Here is a 20,172-nt window from a genome sequence, read left to right on the forward strand (position 1 = left end):
TCATCGGTAAACCGTAGGGGTTTTTCCAATGTCTACTTTAAGGGGTGCACTTCATTCATACGGCGCTGTTTTTCTTTTCGGCTTTAGTTTGATTTAAGACTCTGGTTTTTCAAAAATCAATTCGAAGTATTTGGCCATACCGTCGCCACCGATGCTTGGAGCAAAGATTTGCACCAAACGCCAGCCTTCCTTGGCGTGCTCGTGGATAACGGTCTGATAATCTTCTTTTGGTTGGCGTCGAAAAGAGGACAGCTCAACTCGGACGAATTTGTATTCAAACATGTTCTTTCCCCCCGCTTGTATCATCGTCTCTCTTTTTATACGCGCGACGAGCGGAAAGAGTTGCAAAAGAATGTGAATCATTTCGAATAAAGAAATAAGTGCTCATGACAATTGCTTGTCATTTTTTACACGCCTGACGAGATCGAGAGCCTGCTTGAATCCCAACTCCTTGCCTAAAAAGACTTGTCCTTCGGCGGGGGTAGAAGCGCGGGCCTGGCTTAAGTTCTGAAGCTCGTGGGTCAAGAGATGCTCGACCAAAAATAGCTGTACCTGACCAATTTCCCGTTCGCTTTTCCGATCACGCTCCTTGAACTTAGCCCGCTGCTGACTTTCCTCCACGTACTTGTCAATATCATTCTCTAAAAAATGGGAGGCATTGCAGATGATATGGCGGTAGTCATCCGTCTTAGAGGGAATGGTACGGATGGTGTGACCGAGATGGGCGAGGAGAAATTTGTTCAAGACGATTGCGTCTCGGGTGTAGTTGTTATGCAGAAGGGAGTATTCCCCTAAGAATGATCCGCTTTCCTTATCATAGCTGTGCAATAATGTGTAAGAAGAGCAATATGTGCAGTACAACAAATAATCTCTCATGGAAATCCCTCCAGAAAAATAGCTCCATGACAGGAATTTTATTTATATGGTATGAGAAAAAACGTGAGCAGGTGATACTTGCTTCTCTTGTTTTTGGCGTTTGGTTTGTGTATGCTAAATGACGGGCTCGGCCCGGTAAAATAGAGCAGATGTTGGGCTTTTGCATAGCATAGGAGAGAGTAGAAACTGGGTAGACTCTCCGGTTTCGCACGGAGGGGAAAGGAGCATGACACAGATGGGAAATCAAAAGATTCGACTGGGCATTATTTATGGAGGAAAATCCTCAGAGCACGAAGTTTCATTGCGTACGGCCATGTCCATTATGAAGGCTGTGGATGCAAATAAATATGAGGTAACCCCTGTGTACGTTCAATTGGATGGCTCGTGGGTGACTGGAGAAACACTGGCAGGTCAACTGCCGGATACGATCGAAGCGTTGCGCTTATCGGCAAAAACGCCAGCCATTACCGAGGCAACAAAGACAGGGAAAGAGCTGGCAGTCACAAGCAAGCCAGGGCCGCTGTTTGCTATGAATGAGCAATTAGATGTTGTTTTCCCTGTGGTTCACGGACCATTTGGCGAAGATGGGACGATCCAGGGATTGTTGGAATTGGCGAATATCCCGTACGTAGGAACCGGAGTAATGGCTTCTGCTATCGGAATGGATAAATGGATGATGAAGACCGTCTTTGCACAAGCTGGACTTCCGCAAGTGAAATATGTAGGTTTTCTACGCTCGCAATGGGAAAAAGGCCAGGACGCTGTCATGGATCGGATCGAGCGTGAACTCGGTTATCCGTGTTTCGTCAAACCGGCAAATATGGGTTCTAGCGTAGGGATTAATAAAGCGAAAAATCGTGAAGAGCTCAAACACGCATTAGAGGTAGCTGCCAAATTCGACCGCAGATTGATTGTGGAAGAGTTCGTTCAAGTACGTGAGTTGGAGATTGGCGTTTTGGGGAATGAAGAGCTGATGACATCTGTCGTTGGGGAAGTCATTGCCGCTAAAGAATTCTACGATTACGAAGCCAAGTACAAAGGGGCGGGAACAGAGCTTTCCATTCCTGCGATCGTTCCCGAGCATGTATCCGAACAAATCGCGGATATAGCCAAGCAGGCCTTCCAAGCACTCGATGGCTCTGGCCTTTCCCGTATAGACTTTTTCTGGGATGAGAAAAACGACAAGCTCTATATCAACGAAGTGAATACGATGCCAGGCTTTACGCCGTTTAGCATGTATCCAATGCTTTTCCAAGCTGCGGGTGTGAGCTACAGCGAGTTGATCGATCGTCTGGTGCAACTCGGTATCGAGCGACATGCGGATAAAGGTCGCAATGTCGTAGATGCGGAAGAGTTGGACTAATCAAGAAAAAAGATGCTGATGAATCGGCATCTTTTTTCTTTTTATGTAGGAGGGAGGAACGAATTTTGGTCAGCCTATCTCTTCTAACTGTACAAGATGAATATTATTGCTTGAAATGAGAATGATAATCGTTTACATTATTTATGGGACGTTTTACCAGTTATGTAAGTCATAATGCTTGGATAAAAAATTGGATCAAGCAAGAGGAGAGGTAACATGTTCGTAGTCAAGCATATCGCAGAGCATGCAACGATGCAGAGCTTTCTCAATTGTTATCTCCGAGAAACAGGTAGGGGCGAGTGGATCGATCGGAAAGACGAGATTACTAAGCAGCTAACGAAAATCATACAGCCGAGTACAACAGGAAAGTACCTTCATTGCGAACTCCCGCATCAGGGGATTTCCCTCTATGTCGGTGTCAACTATCATTCGGTGACAGGCAGGCATTTGTTTCATTATCCAGCTTGCTATCGAAGTGGTGACTGTACACGTTTCGTTCAGGCGGACTATTTGACATTAGCGGTTCTTTTGATTAAAGAACTAACGCTTCAGCATGGGGAAAATGCAGTTCCAGATGAATTAGTCTTGCGCATGATTCAGAGCTGCCAAAGCATTGAGAAATTTGTTCGAACTCGCCAAAGTAATGCGGAGATTTTATATGGAGTGGAACAAAGCTTCATCGAAGCAGAGCAGGCCCTTTTGTTCGGACACTTGTTCCATCCAACACCGAAGAGTCAGCAAGGAATTCCTGAGGCCAAGCAAGCGTTGTATGCACCGGAGTGTTGCGGGAAGTTTCAACTCCACTTGTTTGCTGCCCATCCGTCGATTGTTCACGAAAAATCTGGGCTAACAGAATCCGCTACGCAATTACTGAAGGGTGAGTTTCCTTCGATATCTGATGTCGATCCATCATTTTCAATCGTCCCGATTCATCCGCTTCAAGCAGAATGGTTGCTTGAGCAGGTAGCCGTTCAATCCTTAATCGAGAACGGGTTGCTTCTTTACCTGGGGCCAGTGGGTGAGGAGTATATGGTAACCTCTTCTCTCAGAACGGTTTATCATCCTGAGAAGAATTACATGCTCAAGCTGTCCGTCCCAATCAAAGTTACGAATTCTTTACGGATCAATAAGTTAAGTGAGATGGAGATTGGTTTAGAGGCGAAGCAACTTTTTGAAACAGGGATTGGTGAGGTAAGTCGCAAATACCCAGGCTTTGGTTTTATCTCTGATCCGGCTTACATCACGATCATGTTGGATCAGGCGGAAGAAACGGGATTTGAAGTAATCCTGCGTGATAATCCCTTTATGGATAGTCATGCTCGGCAAGTCACGCAAATTGCTGCCCTCGTGCAAGATCCACTTCCTGGGTACAAGAGTAGGTTGGCAACGATCATTCACTATCTGGCACAAAAAGAAGGAAAGACACTGGAAGTAGTTAGTTTGGAATGGTTTAAGCGGTATGTAGATATTTCTTTGAAGCCAATGGTATGGCTCTATCTAAAATACGGAATCGGCTTGGAAGCCCATCAACAGAATAGTGTTGTCACTCTGAAAGACGGATACCCCGATCAGTTCTATTATCGTGATAATCAAGGCTACTATTTCTCAGAATCAATGCAAGAAGTGTTAGAGGCAGAATTGCCTGGGATTGGCAAGGTGAGTAGAAACATCTACAAAGACCATCTTGTAGATGAGCGAATCACGTACTACATGATTTTTAACCATATGTTTGGACTCATTAATGGATTTGGAACGGAAGGATTAATTGATGAACAAATTTTATTGGCAGAGATGCATGAGGTTTTGACGGAATTTTTACCTATGAATCGTGAGGCGTCGAAGTTTCTAGAGAATCTACTTACTCGCGAACAGCTTCCGTGTAAGGCGAATCTGCTCACGCGCTTCTATGATCTGGATGAATTAACCCAACCGGAAGAGAGATCATCTGTTTTTGTTTACATAGATAATCCTTTAACAAAAGTAAAGCAGACCGAAAAGGAAGGGTTGCATGCTTTTGGATAGCTTACTAGCATCTAGCTTGAAGAGATTTGGAGGATAAGGTATGGAGTTAACTTTAGTGGATTTCTCGATTGAAGAAGCACTTCACTCGACACAGTACGTGCAGGTGAGAAGAAGGGTGTTTCGACAATGTATAGAGTCTTTGTTATATGAGGGAATTGTAATTCCTGAGACTCTGCAAGAGGGTGAAGAGACGATTTACACCCTACATGGGCTTGATGAGGGTGATTTGGCAGTTCGCTATCGTTGCCGAGGGCGGAGGAGCGCTAGTTTTGGGCTTGTTCGTTTAGGGAAAGACCCCGTTACTCGTGTTGTTTACGATCAAAGCGGAGTTGCCCAGCAAGAATCTGAGGCGATATCCCTCACTCGTTTTTTAGTGGAAGTCTTCCGAATGAATACTGTAGATGAACAAAGACTGAAGCTATTTGCCAATGATTTGGAACAAACGTTGTTAAAGGATACATTGTCCCAATACTATCGGGTACAAAATGATGTTCGAATGCAGGGCAAATCGTACGATGAGCTGGAAGGTGATCTGATGGATGGTCACCCTTACCATCCTAGCTATAAATCACGTGTTGGATTTACCTACGTAGATCATTTTGCCTATGGTCCTGAATTTAAGCAGGAAGTTCGTTTTCTTTGGTTAGCGATAAAAAAACAATATTCTCAAGTATCCATTGATCAAGGGAGAAATTTCGATGACCTTCTTTTGGGTGAAATAGGGCGTGAACAAAAAGAGGTCTTTCAGCAAATCATCATCAATCATGGATGCGATCCTGATCAGTATGCCTTCGTGCCTGTCCATCCTTGGCAGTGGCGAAATCATGTCGTGCCTGGATTCCTAGACGATTTCCATCGCAAAGAGATTATTGTGCTAGGAGTAGGCTCTGACGCTCATCGTCCACAACAATCCATCCGAACATTTGCTAACAAAAGTAATCCGCATAAACCGTATCTGAAACTCTCGATCAACGTGGTGAATACATCAGCGCCACGTCATCTCACTCCTCATTCACTGGCAAGTGCCCCCATTGTTTCGAGATGGCTCAAGGGGATTACGGACGTAGATTCGTATTTACGAGACGTGCAAAAGGTAATCATGCTCCAAGAGTTTGCCGCAGTGGCATACGATCCTCCCCCTGCTTCTGACTTGGTGGAGATGGTTACATTCGGGGTAATTGGATGCATGTGGAGAGAAAGTCTCATCCCTCATCTCGAAGCGGGAGAAGATGCGGTTCCTTATAACGCGCTAGCGGCAGTAGAGGTGGATGGGGTGCCATTCATTGATCCTTGGATTCGTGAGCAAGGGTTAGAAAATTGGCTTGCGCGATTATTGGAAAACAGTGTGTTGCCGGTCGTTCATATATTGGTGAAACACGGAATTGCGATGGAAACCCATGCGCAGAATATGATCTTGGTGCATCGGGATGGTGTCCCTACTCGAGTAGCATTGAAGGATTTTCATGAAGATTTGATATTTTGCCAACCGTTCTTGAGTGAGCCAGACCAATGCCCGAACTTCGCCGAAGTGCATGAATATTACGCAACGAAGCCAGATGATGTCATGTTCCACATGAATGAAACATCAACAGTCAGAGATTTGACGTTAGAGACTTTATTTTTGATCAATCTGGGGCAACTCGCCCGGCTGTTAGAGGAGCATTACGGATATGCCGAAGAGCACTTCTGGGAGATGACCGTAAAGGTATTGGAGGGTCACCAACAACGATTCCCGGAATTGGCGGAGAGATTTAAGAGATTTGATCTGTTTGTTCCAAGCGTGCAGGTAGAGAAATTGACCAAGAAAAAGCTGTATACAACAAACGAGAACTATCATTTACATGAAGTGCCCAATCCCTTATTCGAGGTAAGGAAAAGGCTTCATTCCATGGCTGGAGGTTACTAACGTGATCATTGTGAATCAAAATGAGATTTCTGTGCATGAAATGGAGAGACATAAGCAAGGGTTCGAAAGCATGGATCATTTTCGACAGCCGGAAGGAAAGCGGTACGCAGTCTGCATTGCTGACCCACTTGACGTAATTAGTCTTGTTCAATATTTACGTGAGCATGACGCTTCGGTGTTATTAATTCATGGGGAGACCCCAATGGAAACCGCCTATCAAATGGCAGTGAAGGCAAGATGTTATGGGCTTGTTTATCAGGAAACGAAGCACTTCTTGTCCATCGCGGATAAACAACAGAGCGAAAAACCATCGCTCTATCAATATAGCTCAGGTACTACGGGGGACGCGAAGCTAATCGGGAGAAGTTGGGATGATATCCAAACAGAAATTCAAGCCTACAACGAGTTGTTTCGGGGAGAGGAAGCGTTAACCCCGATCGTTCTGGCATCAGTGACACATTCGTATGGATTGATATGTGGAGTTTTGGCAGCACTGGAACGGGGAAGTAAGCCTTCGATTGTGACGCACAAAAATCCCAAGTTTGCGTTGCAAGTGATTCAAGATACTCCCCAGCATATTGTCTATGGTCTGCCAGTCTTTTATCACATCTTATCAAGCTTTACGCGAGAGCAGGTACGTTTTCACCGGTTAATGACATCTGGCGCTCCAATGCCAGAAGGCTTGTTTTTACAGCTGCAAGGCATGAGCGACATCTTGATGCAACAATATGGATGCTCCGAGGCGGGATGCGTCAGTATGAGTAAACAGATGCGGACACATACAGATCTGGGGGTTCCCCTTTCTCATGTGACCATGACAACAGGTGAAAATGAAGAACAGCCTGCGGAAATAGTCATTCGGATTGGGCAGAACGAAATAGCGAGTCAGGATTTAGGTTTCTGGACAGGAGAAGGACATATTCAATTTCTGTCAAGGATGGATGATGTGATAAATGTCTCTGGCTTAAAGGTATTTCCTTTAGAGGTTGAGGACGTCATTTTGAAAATGAGTGGGACAAAAGAAGTGGTTGTGTATCGTGGACGTCATCCGGTCATGGGAGAGATTGTGAAGGCGCAGGTTATTACAGAGGGAGGAATTACTCCTGAACAAATCAGGGAATGGTGCCAAGATCGTTTGCCAGGCTATAAAGTCCCATTCGAAATCCAATGTGTGACGAGCATTCCGAAGACAGCCACAGGAAAAATCAGCCGTCGATTAGTAGAAATGGAGACGATCAGCAAATGACACGAACAGAGAGAATCGAGCAAATCCATACGATCATGACCGAAAAATTAAAATTATCGCATATCCTCTCGCTAGAGGAGTCTATGCGATTGAATGAGGATCTACATATTGATTCGATTATGCTGTTACAACTGATTGTTTATATCGAGGAAGATTTGAAATTGGTAGTACCTGCTCATGAGTTAGATCCACGAATCTTCCAAACTGTCGGATCACTGCTTACCTTTGTTGAACAACTGGAACCGCAGCATGTAACGAATTAGCGTCTACACAAACATCGAGTGGGGGATACAGAATGGTTAAGGTTCATTGCATTATTTCATGCCTATGCGAAGTGATTAAGCGCCGCACAAAGATTGATTATCGTCCCTATTACTTTGGCATATGGGATGCCGAGTACTCCATAACAGATCAAGGTGTGGTAACGTACTACATTGATAACCATGAGGAGATTATCAAGGGATATGAACGACTTTTTCGAGCGAACGTAACGGAATGGTACGATCATTCCAAAGATAAAGCCTCCAATCTGGACATGTTCTTAACGTTAATTGATAAGCGTACGGAGGATCAGTTTATCCTTGTTCAGATAGACATGTCGCTGGTTCCAGAACGAGATAATAAATTTGCGTTGAAGCCATTCCCGCATTTTTTGATGATTTCAAAGACGGAGAATGAAGACGAGTGGTTTATGTTTGACCCGGATTTTCGTTGGGAAGGCAATGTGAAGAAGGAAACGGTGATCAAAGCCTTCTTGGAAAATCCGTTTGGTGGCGGCTTTATGGTGGATGCGAGTGAAATTAAGGAACCAACCTATGAAATGATTCACGATTATTTCTACGCAGCACTCAAACTTGATCATAATCCTTTTACCCTTGAGTTGAAGCAATTGATTACAGACATGGCAGAAGGGCGCAATGAATACAACTTGGACATGTTACTCCCAGCAGTGACTCAGGTGAAGGTGATTGCGATCCGTAAATACAGCTACGAGTATGCATTCCTATATCTGCAAGATTACCTGCAATACCATCGTGATGAGTTTTTGCGCATTGCCTATAAAGTGGAGGACATCTACCAGGGGTTTACGACAGCGCAGTACTTGTCTGTCAAAATGGCGATGACCAAGAATATGGCGTTGTTACCTCCGATTATCGAGGTGCTAGAAGAGATTGATCTGATTGAACTTGAAGTGAAAAAAGAGTTAGAACGTCAGTTTATTCTGTGGACCCAAATGGATAAAAACCTCGTCACTGTAGACGAAAAAGGGTGGAGGTAAAGGTCAAATGAAACTCTCATTGTGCACAATCACTTTTCGCCACCAGTTGATTTCGTTTGCGGAAATTGTTCGGTTTGCTCATCGTCATCATTTTGATGGAATTGAATTGTGGGGAACCCACGCTCATGATCTGTACGAACATGATCGATTAGAGATGGAGGAACAGCTACGAGTGCTCAGGGATCAAGGCATGAGTATCTCCATGCTTAGCGATTATCTGGATATTGCTACTTCATCTGGATTTCAACGTACACTGGAAAAAGCCAAAAGACTCATTTCACTGGCGAATTGGCTACATGTGAAGCAAATCAGGACGTTCGCTGGACAGAAGGCGAGTAAAGAAGTTGGGCCAGAAGAGCGTGCACGTTATATACATCATTTGTACATCTTATGTCAGATGTGTCAGGAGCACGGAATTCAGCTTTTGGTTGAAACACATCCGAATACGCTCACGGATTCTATGAGTTCTACACTTGCTCTGTTGCAGGAAGTCAATCATCCTGCACTAAAAGTTAATCTTGATTTTCTGCACGTTTGGGAATCAGGTGCTGATCCAATCGACAGCTACGAACAATTGAAGCCGTGGGTAGCTCATTATCATTTGAAAAATATCTCTTCATCGAATCATTTGCCGGTTTTTGCTCCGCATAATGTATATGCCCCTAACGGCGATCGTGAGGGAATGGTACCACTCGGTGAGGGTGCTGTAGATTATGGTCCTATTTTAGAGAAGATTGCAGATACGGATTATTTTGGTTCTATCGAATGGTTTGGTCAAAATCCGAAGCTTGTGTTAGCTGAAGAGGTAGAATGGCTGAGGAAGGGTATGCTGTTAGTCCGTAAGTGAAAGTAAGATCGGAAGCGAGGGGATTGCTTCCGATCTTTTTTATTCCAAAAGAAACCAAGTGCCTCCAGTGAGCGTCAACGTATTGATCACTTTTTAGGAGGACCCTTGATGAAAAAACGTTTATTGCTCTCATGCTTGCTAATTTCCTTGCTTGGCATCCTTGTCCCTGGACAAATCAATGCTTCTGCTCCTGTGAAGGCAGACCCTCGTAAGCCAGAGCCAGTCGTCATTTATAAAGTAACGGTAGATGGAAAAGTGACAAAAACCGTGACGAACATGCCCTTGATTCACCGGGCTAGCTTGTCGCCATCGGGCAGGTTTGTATACGGTGAACGGATCGGATACGGGAAGACAGACCGAACCATACCGTACTTGTACGATATGCAAACAAAAAGGATGACGCAGTTATCCAGCTATGGCAAATGGTCGCCGAAGCAAGACTCACTCTACGTTCGTGAAAATGGCGGTATCGTAAAGCTCAGTCTGCCAGACGGCAAAAAAACGGTACTCGTCCCGGCAGCAGCTCAGTATCCCGTCCTTGATTTTTCCGTTTCACCGGATGAACAGTACATGGTGTTCACCCGGATGGACATGCTTTCTTCCAATTCCAAAGTAAGCGGTCACCTGATCTTGCAGCACCTACCAACACTCAAAATGAAAAAGAATGACCAGTATGAATGGCCGAGTGGATCAGAAGAAGAAATGTATTACTGGGTGCCCAATTCGAAAAAGCTGTTTTACAAAACACAAAGCGCATACAAGGAGTTGGACTTACCGACTGGTCTGAAATACGATCACAATATGACCACATTCCCTTCTTACTCCAACGATATGAATTACCGTTATATGCGAACCACTACAGAAGAATACATGCTGGATTTGCAGACAGGGAAAAAGGTCAATTTGAAGGATCCTGTGTTCACTGAGAGACACTTGGACAAGATTGTTTGGGCGCCATCAGGACATCAGATGGCAGTAGAACAGCACTCTCGTACTTCCAATTCTCAAGATTCGTATATGTACATTCAATCGTGCAAACAAATCACAAAATGCGGCTATCCATTTGGTTCTCCTGACAAGGGAATGCCTGGCTACTACAATTTAAGTGACAATCATCGTATCATTGGCTGGGCGAAGGACGGGAAGTCGTACTACGTAGCTGATCTCGCATCGATCCACTATAGCGATTTTTCGCCTGAAAAGCTGGGTCCTTCCAACAATGTCATTGAACTGCGATGATTTCTCAATCGAGGTGCAAGGGTGATCACACATGTGTACATGATACGCCACGCAGAATCGCCGTACATTCAGGATCAGGAGAAAAAGCGCGGATTGTCTGAAAAGGGATGGAAAGATGCGCAATGTGTAGCAGAAATCTTGCAAGCGGAACAAATTGACGTGTTTGTCTCCAGTCCTTATGCAAGAGCCGTCCAGACAATTGAAACTGCTGCGAAGCAAGCGAATCGGGAAATCAAACTGGAACCGGATTTTCGCGAGCGCGATTTAGGTGCTTGGGTAGAGTGTTTTGAGCATTTTGTTCAGGCTGTCGAGCATGTATTTGGAAACCGTGAGTTCGCTTACGCAGGGGGAGAATCGAATGCAGTAGTGGGAGAAAGAGGACTCGCTGCCTTGCAGGAAGTTTTGGATCACCATCGAGGCAAAAAAGTCGCGATTGGCATCCACGGAAACATCATGACGATCATCATGAATCTCTACGATCCATCGTACGATTTCTCCTTTTGGAAAAAGACCTCGATGCCCGATATTTATAAACTAAGCTTTGAGGAAGATCAATTGATCCAGGTAGAACGTCTGTGGAATGATAAGGACAAGCATTAAAAAAGAAGCCGTCTCCCGTTTCATACGAGAGGCGGCTGTTTTCTTTCGTTTATTCGTGACCTTCCAGATCAGTAATAAGCGTCCATAATGACATACCTTTGGAAGCCTTGAACAAAAATGCATGTTTTTCATCCCGCAGCGGCAGTAGAGCAGCCATTGCCTCTGCTTTTGTGGCGAAATGCAGCTTATTCCCCGTGTAAGCATCATGGAGATGGCGTGTATCCTCACCGACTGTCACGAGCAGCTCGAAGCGCTCAGCGATGTCTTGAATCGAGGCTCCGACGCCCGCGTGCATCGCCGTACTTTCTGGACCGAGCTCAAACATGTCACCTAACACGACGACTCTTGCGCGCTCAGGGTACAGCTCAGCAAACGTCCGTACGGCAGCCTCCATGGAGACAGGGCTGGCATTGTACGCATCACTGATATACACAGTACCGTGCTTGGAGGTAATTTGCTCAAACCGCATGGCGGAGAGCTGAACGGTGGACAAGGCGTAAGCGATTTGCTCCGTATCCATTCCGAGCCTCTTGGCAATCGCGACAGCAGGCAGTGCATTTAGGACACTGTGGCGGCCATGCAACGGCAGGTATGCCTCGAAATGCTCCCCGGAAGCAAAGCACACGTTGAAGCGGGTCCCACCCTCAACCGTTTCGATTTGTTCCGCCCAAATATCCGCCTTCTCATTAACAGAGTAGAACATGATTTCACCCGGATACAGATGGGCTATTAATCGCAGATATTCGGAATCTTTGTTGAGCAGTACGAGTCCGTCAAGAGCGGTATGAGGAAGCAACTCTGCCTTTGCGAGAGCAATTTTTTCACGCGTGCCAAAATACTCAATATGGGACTCTCCGATAAATGTAATCACGCTAATATCTGGCTGGACCAGCGAAGCGAGCAGATCGATTTCTCCGGCGTGGTTCATCCCGAGCTCCAGTACAGCAGCTTGATGTTTTTCTTCCATCTGCAATAACGACAAAGGCACACCGATGTGGTTGTTGAAGTTTTTATACGTCTTGTATACGGGCGAACGGCTCGCAAGTACATGTGCCACGATGTCCTTCACGGTTGTTTTCCCGATACTTCCTGTAATGGCGATGCGAGGGAACGAAAAGCTTTTCCGATAAGCGGCAGCCAGCTTTTGAAAGCCACGCAGTGTATCATTGACGAGAATTAACCCAAAATCATTTGGCAAGTTCGCAGGAATCTTCTCCTGATTCGAAACGATTGCAGCTACAGCTCCTTGTTCAGCTGCTTGTAACAAAAAATCATGTCCATCCCGTGCGCCACCTGTCAGCGCTACAAACAAAGATCCCGCAGTCAGCTCGCGGGTATCAAAGTGAACGGATGACAAGGCAAGCCCTGGGGAACCAGTGAGCAAAATCCCTTCTGCGTTGAGTGCTGCCTGATCCAGTGCAATTGGTTTCATCTGCACGAACTCCTTTTTGTAATCCAGTTTCAACCTCGAAGTCATGCTACCATGCGTTAGGTAGCGCCGCAAGACAAAAGTAAGGGAATGTGATACGATCAATTCTTACATACATAACGATCCACATACAGAGGAAGAAAGGAGACTCCCATGGAAAAAAGTATTTTTACCAAAATCATGGACGGTGAAATTCCTGCTCGTATCGAGTATGAGGATGAGCACGTCATTGTCATCCACGATATTGCACCAAAAGCACGCGTTCACTTGTTGATCATCCCGCGTAAGCCAATTCCCACGCTCATGGATGTAAGCGCCGAGGACCTGCCGCTGATCGGGCATATCCACCATGTAGCACAACTCTTGGCGAAAAAGCTGGAGTTGCCAGGTTTTCGCCTGATTAACAACTGCGGCAAAGAGGGTGGACAAGAGGTTTTCCACATTCATTATCACCTGTTGTCCGGTTTTTACGAATAAAATTGAACTAAAGGTTGACCTTCTTTAGTCATCTATCCTATAATGAAGTGTGACAGTCTGTTCGTACGTTCGACTCAGGCGTCCCACGGTTTTAGCGGAGGGAGGGAAGACAAATGGCAGAAATTCGAGTCAAGAAAAACGAGTCTTTGGATAGCGCACTTCGCCGCTTCAAGCGTGAAAGCGCAAAATCCGGGGTGATGGCGGAACTGCGTAAACGTCGCCACTTTGAGAAGCCTAGCATTAAGCGCAAGAAGAAATCCGAAGCAGCTCGCAAACGCAAGTTTTAATTGACGGAGGGCTCATCATGAGTGTAATGGAGCGACTCGATCAAGATATGAAGCAAGCAATGAAGGACAGAGCTGCTCTAAAACTCTCTGTTATTCGCATGGTGAAAGCCGCATTAAAGAACGAAGAGATTAACAAGGGCAGACTTTTGTCTGAAGACGAAGTGCTGACCATCTTGACTCGTGAGTTAAAACAACGCCGTGAATCCCTCCACGAATTTGAGAAGGCAGGCCGCGTGGAACTTGCCTCGAAAACGCGCGAAGAGATCGACGTGCTCTCCGCTTACTTACCCGCTCAGCTTAGCGAAGAAGAAATTCGTGATATCGTTCGGGAAGGTATCGTAGCTACCAATGCCTCCTCCAAAAAGGAGATGGGCAAAGTGATGGGTGCGATCATGCCGAAAGTGAAAGGCAGAGCAGACGGAAACCTCGTGCAAAAGATTGTATCTGAGGAACTACCATCGTAGACGCGAGTAACACCTCATATAGATACGAACAGAAAAACTCAACCTGTAAAGGTTGGGTTTTTTCTTTTTTTCCAAGATGTGAAATAAATATGAAACAATTGCCCTACTCTTTCGTATACCTTATTGCACATACGTTGAAGCTGATAGAAGGAAAGGAGGTACATGCAATGAGTGCAGCAAGGCTAGTAAAAAGCCGCGTGCGATTGCTTTTTTCACTTCTTTGCCTGATTATGGGAATGACGATGCTTCTTGCTCCCGCATCCACAACAGCGCAGACCTATCAAAAAGCTGTCTGGATTCCAGTAGATAGCACGATCGAGCGAGGGCTGGAGAGCTTTTTAGAAAGAGCATTTGCTGACGCACAGGAGCAGCAGGCAGACCTTGTTATCTTGCACATCAATACGCCAGGTGGAGAAGTGAATGCTGCCGACCAGATTGGTCAGTTGATCCGTCAGGCTCCCATGCATGTGATAGCCTATATTGATAACCAGGCTTTTTCAGCGGGAACGTACATCGCCCTGAATGCAAATGAAATTATTATGACTCCAGGCAGTAGCATGGGGGCAGCCGCACCGATTGACTTGGCAGGGAATGCAGCAGATATCAAGTTCATTTCCGGTTGGAGCAATAAAATGAAGGCGGCAGCTGAGTTGAACAATCGCAATCCTGACGTTGCCCGCGCGATGGTGGAAATCGATACAGAATTCCCAGGATTAAAGCCAAAAGGAACCGTGCTTTCTCTCGATGCCCAACAAGCGAAGCAGTTGGGTTATGCAGATGATGTGGTGTCCAATGAGGAAGCGCTGCTCAAAAAGCTTGGCATTCAGCCAGATTCCCTTCAAACGATTGAGCCAACAGGTGGAGAGCTAGTCGCTAGATGGGTGACGAGTCCCATTGTGATGAGTCTTCTGCTCATCATTGGACTGGGAGGAATTGTTGTAGAACTGTTTGCCCCGGGCTTTGGTGTTGCGGGGACGATTTCGCTCGTCTCGTTCAGTCTGTATTTCTTCGGGCATTATGTAGCGGGATTTGCCAACTGGTTGCACATCGGACTGTTTGCCATCGGAATCTTACTGATGCTTCTGGAAATTTTTCTTCCGGGTGGCATTGTCGGAGGGATTGGCTTCGTGAGCATTGTAACAGGCCTCGTAATGGCAGCCTACGACACACAGCAAGGGCTTGCATCTCTAGGTGTAGCTGCTTTGATCACGGCAATTGTAACGTTCATGTTAGTGAAGAAATACGGGGTCAAAGGTCTATTCAACAAGTTTATCTTGGGTGACACGCAGCGCAATGAAGAAGGCTACGTAGCACCGCGCGATCAGCGTGAGCTGCAAGGAAAATCAGGCATTGCCCTTACAACATTGCGCCCGGCAGGGGTCGTCAAGGTGGAAGGAAAACGTGTGGATGCAGTATCGGTAGGTGGTTTCATTGAAGCGGGTACCGCCATCACCGTTTTGCAAGTAGAAGGCACGCGTATCGTCGTTGCCGAATTAGAACAAAAGGAGTGAGCTCTTCATGTTTGAAAGTGGTTTGATTCCCCTTATTTTTATGGTGGCAGTAGCCATTGTCGTACTTTCTGTTTTCTTCTCGTTCGTACCAGTTATGCTCTGGATTTCTGCACTGGCTTCCGGTGTGAATATCGGGATTATTACCCTCGTCGCTATGCGCTTGCGTCGCGTCGTACCATCTCGTATCGTGAATCCGTTGATTAAAGCGCGTAAAGCGGGCTTGCAGTTGGATACAAACCAATTGGAGAGCCATTATCTTGCAGGCGGTAACGTAGACCGTGTAGTAGATGCGCTCGTAGCAGCACAACGCGCAGATATTCCACTCGGCTTCGAACGAGCAGCAGCAATTGATCTGGCTGGTCGTGATGTATTGGAAGCGGTACAAATGAGCGTTAACCCAAAAGTGATTGAAACACCTGTAGTAGCAGCAATGGCAAAAGACGGTATCGAGCTGCGCACTCGTGCAAAAGTAACGGTTCGTGCCAACATCGATCGCTTGGTCGGTGGTGCTGGTGAAGAAACAATTATCGCCCGCGTAGGTGAGGGGATCGTATCGACAATTGGTTCATCAAAAGGACATAAGGACGTATTGGAAAATCCGGATCTGATCTCTAAAACGGTATTGAACAAAGGTCTGGATGCCGGAACTGCTTTTGAAATTCTCTCGATTGATATTGCGGACGTGGATGTAGGGAAGAACATCGGGGCACAATTGCAAACCGACCAAGCGGAAGCAGATAAGCGTATTGCCCAAGCGAAAGCGGAAGAGCGTCGCGCCATGGCGGTAGCCCAAGAGCAAGAAATGATTGCGCGCGTACAAGAAATGAAAGCAAAAGTAGTAGAAGCCGAAGCACAAGTACCACTGGCTTTGTCCGAAGCATTGAAAAGTGGCAAAATGGGCGTAATGGATTATTACAACATGCAAAACATTGCTGCGGATACACAAATGCGTCAATCCTTCGGGCATGCAGGTGATAAACAAGATCCTGCTCTGCCAGACGAGAAAGAATAAGGGCGATTGCCATGGAAGATCTCATGGATCTCGTCGTAGATTTATTGGGTTGGATCATCCCGCTCATCGGCAAGTTCTGGTTTGTTATCCTTGGTTACTTAGGATATAAAGCTCTTGGAAAAGCCGGAAAGAAAAAGATGTCTCAAGGCAAAAAAATGCCTCCGCTTACCCCGGCCACAACGTCGGATATCCCTATGGAAACGGAGGATTATGGCAGAGAGACGGTGCGGGCATCCTCCAAATACGAGCCACTTCAGCAAGAATCGATGGAAGGGATTGGAGTCGAGCAGGAATGGGCATTCTCCAGTACAGCTCGTGCCTCAACGGGTCCAACTATCACAGTGAAGCAAGCGGAAACGATGAAGGCTACTGATTCGGAACGAATGGGAACACTCCCATCGAAACACGGCAATCCGCGTGATGGGATGAAGTGGGCACTCATTTTTGGAGAGCCGCGCTCAAAAGCTCCATACGCCCAGCAGGTTCGGCAAAGAAAAATATAATAATAGCAACTAGTCAAGCAGGTGAACCTCGGTTCGCCTGTTTTTTATTGATAAGCAACGTCTTATGTCGAAATATATCGAATAACTTGTCTTGTTTCTCGTATCCTTGTTTACTATCCTGAATGTATAGAAAATTCTCCCGATAGAAGAAGGGGTAGAGGTCAAGCGATGAATCAACAAATTTTTGAACAAATGGGGCGGTTTCGTCAAAAAGTGATTCGGCTTGCCATCTTCGAAAACAAATCGATATATGAAACGGCGATCGCCTGCGGTTGTACAGCTGAAAAAGTAAAACGAGTCATGAAAAAATGGAAGGCGCTTACAAAAGGAAAAGAGCTGGTTTCTGCTACAAAAGAAAGCAAATAATCGATGTGTTTTGCTGAAAGTATTCCAAAGACTGAGTTCTCAACTGCTTGCTAATCCGTGAGCGACGAGGGCTCTTTTTTTGTGGCTGTTTTTGATGAATGCCTCTTTATGCTCGCGCATACGCATAGATAAGAATGGTTTTGCACCTGCAAACAGATGAGATCGTCATATTCGCCAATATACAGAACGAGAAGGGGGGCTAATCCATGAAGCGTTGGAGCCGCCGTCTGCGCCAGCTGGCCGGAGGGGTGTTGGATCTGCCGCAAGATGTAGTCCTGGAAGTCCCGCGCATCACAATGATCGGTCATTTGCAAATGTATATAGAGAATCATCGAGGAGTCTTGCATTTTAGCGAAAAAGAGCTTCGCTTGCTGTTGACGAACGGTCAAATGATTGTTTCAGGTGAACAGCTTGTCATCCGGGCGATTTTGCCCGAGGAGGTTTTGTTAGAAGGCAGGATCGGTGGCGTGAAATTTTTGGAGACGGGACCACAGAGCTCGTAATCTTTGCTAGAAGGAGGGGGCGGCACTTATGCGGAATGGAATCAAGGAGTGGGTGGATGGACATGTAACCATTACCGTTCGGGGAAAGCGATTTGAGCGGATGCTGAATATGGCCGTACGGGATGGAATTCGAATCTGGAATATTCGCAGGGTAGGAGAAGAGGTGACTCGTTGCGATATTTTGATTCGTGATTATTTTCGTTTACGGCCGCTTTTAAAAGAGACAGGCTGTCGAAGTCACGTTGAGGCAAGAGACGGACTGCCTTTCTGGCTGCTGCGGTTACGAAGACGATCTGGATTGGCAATTGGGGCTGCTCTTTTTTTCATCGGATTGTACATGCTCTCCTCCTTCGTTTGGAGTGTCGAAGTAAGTGGGACAAAAATGGTTGATCCGCGACGAGTGATTCAAGCCGCTGAACAAGTGGGGATTAAAGAAGGGGCATGGAAGGTCAAACTAAAAGAACCGTTGGTTTTGCAAAAAGAGCTGTTGAGTCTGCTACCTGAAGCGTCCTGGGTTGGAATCGAGATTCAAGGAACCAAGGTCATGCTTCAAGTGGTTGAAAAAGAGGCTCCCGTAAAGCCGCTTGCAACAGGTCCCCGTCATCTTGTAGCGAAAAAGAGGGCTGTCGTCCATAAAATTCTCCCAGAGGTTGGTCGTAGTCAGGTTGTGAGCAATCAATTGGTAGAAAAAGGCCAAGTGCTCATTTCTGGGATCATTGGCAATGACGCCCGTCAACAAGCTGTATCAGCGAGAGGCAAGGTGCAAGGGGAAGTGTGGTATATGAGTAACACATCGGTCCCGCTAAAACAAACGATGCACCGTCTGACGGGGGAAAAGCTGGAACATCAATACCTGCTTGTAGGCCCCTATGCGATATACGTGTGGCCATTTGAAAAACAGTCCTTTGCACAAGCCGAAATGGCAGAACAACGGTTTTTGCCCTCGTATGCGGGATATACCTCACCACTTGGCTGGAAGACAGTAACGTACGCGCAATCAGAACCCGTTCAAACAGAAATGAGCGTAGAGGAAGCGACGGAACTGGCTAAAAAATTCGCCAGGGAGGATATCTTGCAAAAAGCTGGAAAAGATGCGTTCATTCAGGACGAAAAAGTTTTGCACGTCACAACAGAGAATGGTAAAGTTTACGTAAGCATTCATTTTTCCGTCATTGAAGATATTGCCATTGAACAGCCTTTTGTGGGGCAGTGAGGGATGGCAAACAAATGACGCATTGCTGATTACCGTTGCAAGGAGATGGAAGCCTGTTGCACGTACAAGATGAGGTAAGAATCCCGTTTTCAGACGCATCTGAGGCCTTGCTGTTGTTCGGACCACATGACGCGTACCTAACACTGATCGAGCAAAGAAGTACCGCCAAAATTATGACCCGTGAAGGCGAACTGGTTATTAGCGGGGATAAGCCGGAAGTGGACAAACTGACAGAGTTGATTGAAATTCTGCTACAGTTGATTCGCAGAGGGATTGCCCTGTCCGAACGAGACATCTCTTATGCGATGTCGTTGATTGAACGGGGAGAAGGTGCCCAACTGCTCGATGTGTATGATGAAGAAGTCGCTCGTACCCAACGTGGCAAAGTAATCAGGGCAAAGACTTTGGGCCAGCGTCATTACTTGTCTGCGATCAAGAAGCATGACATTGTGTTTGGAATTGGACCAGCTGGTACCGGAAAAACGTATTTGGCTGTTGTCACAGCAGTAAATGCGTTGAAAAATGCGCGTGTCAAACGGATCGTTCTTACCAGACCGGCCGTAGAAGCAGGGGAAAGCCTTGGATTTTTGCCAGGAGATTTACAGGAAAAAGTAGACCCTTATCTGCGTCCGCTCTATGATGCCTTGTACGACATGCTGGGCAATGAACAAGTCGCCAAAATGATGGAACGTGGACTCATTGAGGTTGCACCTTTAGCGTACATGCGTGGTCGAACGCTCGAAGATTCCTTTGTCATTTTGGATGAAGCCCAGAACACAACTCCCGAGCAAATGAAAATGTTTTTGACCAGGCTTGGCTTTGGTTCCAAAATGGTCATTACAGGTGATGTGACCCAGGTGGATTTGCCAAAAGGCAAGAAATCCGGATTGCGCGAAGCACAGCGCATCTTAAATCCGATTTCCGATGTAGCCTTTATTCATTTCCAAGAGGGAGACGTCGTTCGTCACAGTCTGGTACAAAAAATCATCGCTGCTTATGCCAAGGAAGAAGTAGATCACGGCTATTAAT

Annotated in this window: 22 protein-coding genes; 19 read left to right on the forward strand and 3 right to left on the reverse strand. The window is 46.1% G+C overall.

Annotation, left to right across the window (positions count from 1 at the left end):
* Positions 1–93 precede the first annotated feature (93 nt).
* Both ACQ5DJ_RS25950 and ACQ5DJ_RS25955 read right to left on the reverse strand, forming a co-directional pair.
* Entirely contained in the window at positions 94–282 is a 189-nt protein-coding gene (locus tag ACQ5DJ_RS25950) for a DUF4177 domain-containing protein (protein WP_429844958.1), read from the reverse strand.
* 102 nt (positions 283–384) lie between these two features.
* Positions 385–876 carry a hypothetical protein gene (locus ACQ5DJ_RS25955; RefSeq protein WP_429844959.1) on the reverse strand — a complete coding sequence of 164 codons (492 nt, stop codon included), beginning with the start codon at positions 874–876 and terminating at the stop codon, positions 385–387.
* A gap of 235 nt (positions 877–1,111) precedes the next feature.
* Here ACQ5DJ_RS25955 and ACQ5DJ_RS25960 point away from each other — a divergent pair, with 235 nt between their 5' ends.
* The 9 genes from ACQ5DJ_RS25960 (at position 1,112) to ACQ5DJ_RS26000 (ending at position 11,378) form a co-directional block, all read left to right on the forward strand.
* Positions 1,112–2,239, forward strand: a complete 1,128-nt coding sequence (locus ACQ5DJ_RS25960; RefSeq protein WP_429844992.1) for a D-alanine--D-alanine ligase — start codon at positions 1,112–1,114, stop codon at positions 2,237–2,239.
* A 216-nt stretch (positions 2,240–2,455) separates the two neighbouring features.
* On the forward strand, positions 2,456–4,261 hold the full coding sequence (locus ACQ5DJ_RS25965) for an IucA/IucC family protein (RefSeq protein ID WP_429844960.1): 1,806 nt from the start codon (positions 2,456–2,458) through the stop codon (positions 4,259–4,261).
* Between the two features lie 40 nt (positions 4,262–4,301).
* Positions 4,302–6,167, forward strand: a complete 1,866-nt coding sequence (locus ACQ5DJ_RS25970; RefSeq protein WP_429844961.1) for an IucA/IucC family protein — start codon at positions 4,302–4,304, stop codon at positions 6,165–6,167.
* 1 nt (position 6,168) lies between these two features.
* Entirely contained in the window at positions 6,169–7,413 is a 1,245-nt protein-coding gene (locus ACQ5DJ_RS25975; RefSeq protein ID WP_429844962.1) for an AMP-binding protein, read from the forward strand.
* Positions 7,410–7,676, forward strand: coding sequence for a petrobactin biosynthesis protein AsbD (asbD, locus tag ACQ5DJ_RS25980; protein WP_429844963.1), 267 nt, complete (start codon positions 7,410–7,412; stop codon positions 7,674–7,676). The genes ACQ5DJ_RS25975 and asbD overlap by 4 nt, the downstream gene beginning before the upstream one ends.
* A 32-nt stretch (positions 7,677–7,708) precedes the next feature.
* Positions 7,709–8,692 (forward strand): DUF6005 family protein, encoded by a 984-nt coding sequence (locus ACQ5DJ_RS25985; protein ID WP_429844964.1) that lies wholly within the window; start codon positions 7,709–7,711, stop codon positions 8,690–8,692.
* Between the two features lie 7 nt (positions 8,693–8,699).
* Entirely contained in the window at positions 8,700–9,539 is an 840-nt protein-coding gene (locus ACQ5DJ_RS25990; protein WP_429844965.1) for a sugar phosphate isomerase/epimerase family protein, read from the forward strand.
* A 108-nt stretch (positions 9,540–9,647) separates the two neighbouring features.
* Positions 9,648–10,778 (forward strand): TolB family protein, encoded by a 1,131-nt coding sequence (locus ACQ5DJ_RS25995; RefSeq protein ID WP_429844966.1) that lies wholly within the window; start codon positions 9,648–9,650, stop codon positions 10,776–10,778.
* Between the two features lie 39 nt (positions 10,779–10,817).
* Entirely contained in the window at positions 10,818–11,378 is a 561-nt protein-coding gene (locus ACQ5DJ_RS26000) for a histidine phosphatase family protein (RefSeq protein WP_429844993.1), read from the forward strand.
* Positions 11,379–11,427: 49 nt separating this feature from the next.
* Here the strand turns inward: ACQ5DJ_RS26000 and ACQ5DJ_RS26005 are convergent, their stop codons facing one another.
* The gene (locus ACQ5DJ_RS26005; RefSeq protein ID WP_429844967.1) at positions 11,428–12,810 is read right to left on the reverse strand and encodes a UDP-N-acetylmuramoyl-tripeptide--D-alanyl-D-alanine ligase; all 1,383 of its coding nucleotides are present in this window, start codon (positions 12,808–12,810) and stop codon (positions 11,428–11,430) included.
* A 150-nt stretch (positions 12,811–12,960) separates the two neighbouring features.
* Between ACQ5DJ_RS26005 and ACQ5DJ_RS26010 the strand changes: the two genes are divergently transcribed.
* The 10 genes from ACQ5DJ_RS26010 (at position 12,961) to ACQ5DJ_RS26055 (ending at position 20,171) form a co-directional block, all read left to right on the forward strand.
* Positions 12,961–13,284 carry a histidine triad nucleotide-binding protein gene (locus ACQ5DJ_RS26010; protein ID WP_012685763.1) on the forward strand — a complete coding sequence of 108 codons (324 nt, stop codon included), beginning with the start codon at positions 12,961–12,963 and terminating at the stop codon, positions 13,282–13,284.
* Between the two features lie 113 nt (positions 13,285–13,397).
* Positions 13,398–13,571, forward strand: a complete 174-nt coding sequence (gene rpsU, locus ACQ5DJ_RS26015; RefSeq protein ID WP_007727630.1) for a 30S ribosomal protein S21 — start codon at positions 13,398–13,400, stop codon at positions 13,569–13,571.
* Positions 13,572–13,588: 17 nt separating this feature from the next.
* Positions 13,589–14,035, forward strand: a complete 447-nt coding sequence (locus ACQ5DJ_RS26020; RefSeq protein ID WP_429844968.1) for a GatB/YqeY domain-containing protein — start codon at positions 13,589–13,591, stop codon at positions 14,033–14,035.
* A 167-nt stretch (positions 14,036–14,202) separates the two neighbouring features.
* On the forward strand, positions 14,203–15,546 hold the full coding sequence (locus tag ACQ5DJ_RS26025) for an NfeD family protein (protein ID WP_429844969.1): 1,344 nt from the start codon (positions 14,203–14,205) through the stop codon (positions 15,544–15,546).
* Positions 15,547–15,553: 7 nt separating this feature from the next.
* The gene (gene floA, locus ACQ5DJ_RS26030; RefSeq protein ID WP_429844970.1) at positions 15,554–16,558 is read left to right on the forward strand and encodes a flotillin-like protein FloA; all 1,005 of its coding nucleotides are present in this window, start codon (positions 15,554–15,556) and stop codon (positions 16,556–16,558) included.
* 11 nt (positions 16,559–16,569) lie between these two features.
* Entirely contained in the window at positions 16,570–17,061 is a 492-nt protein-coding gene (locus ACQ5DJ_RS26035) for a hypothetical protein (protein ID WP_429844971.1), read from the forward strand.
* Between the two features lie 168 nt (positions 17,062–17,229).
* Entirely contained in the window at positions 17,230–17,427 is a 198-nt protein-coding gene (locus ACQ5DJ_RS26040; protein ID WP_429844972.1) for a sigma-70 family RNA polymerase sigma factor, read from the forward strand.
* A gap of 206 nt (positions 17,428–17,633) precedes the next feature.
* Positions 17,634–17,930, forward strand: coding sequence for a sporulation protein YqfC (gene yqfC, locus ACQ5DJ_RS26045; protein WP_007727617.1), 297 nt, complete (start codon positions 17,634–17,636; stop codon positions 17,928–17,930).
* A gap of 28 nt (positions 17,931–17,958) precedes the next feature.
* A complete protein-coding gene (gene yqfD / locus ACQ5DJ_RS26050) occupies positions 17,959–19,143 on the forward strand; it encodes a sporulation protein YqfD (protein ID WP_429844973.1) in 1,185 nt (394 codons plus the stop codon).
* A gap of 56 nt (positions 19,144–19,199) precedes the next feature.
* Entirely contained in the window at positions 19,200–20,171 is a 972-nt protein-coding gene (locus tag ACQ5DJ_RS26055; protein ID WP_429844974.1) for a PhoH family protein, read from the forward strand.
* Position 20,172: the final 1 nt, after the last annotated feature.

Source organism: Brevibacillus sp. FIR094 (genome assembly GCF_050477165.1).
Lineage (GTDB): Bacteria > Bacillota > Bacilli > Brevibacillales > Brevibacillaceae > Brevibacillus.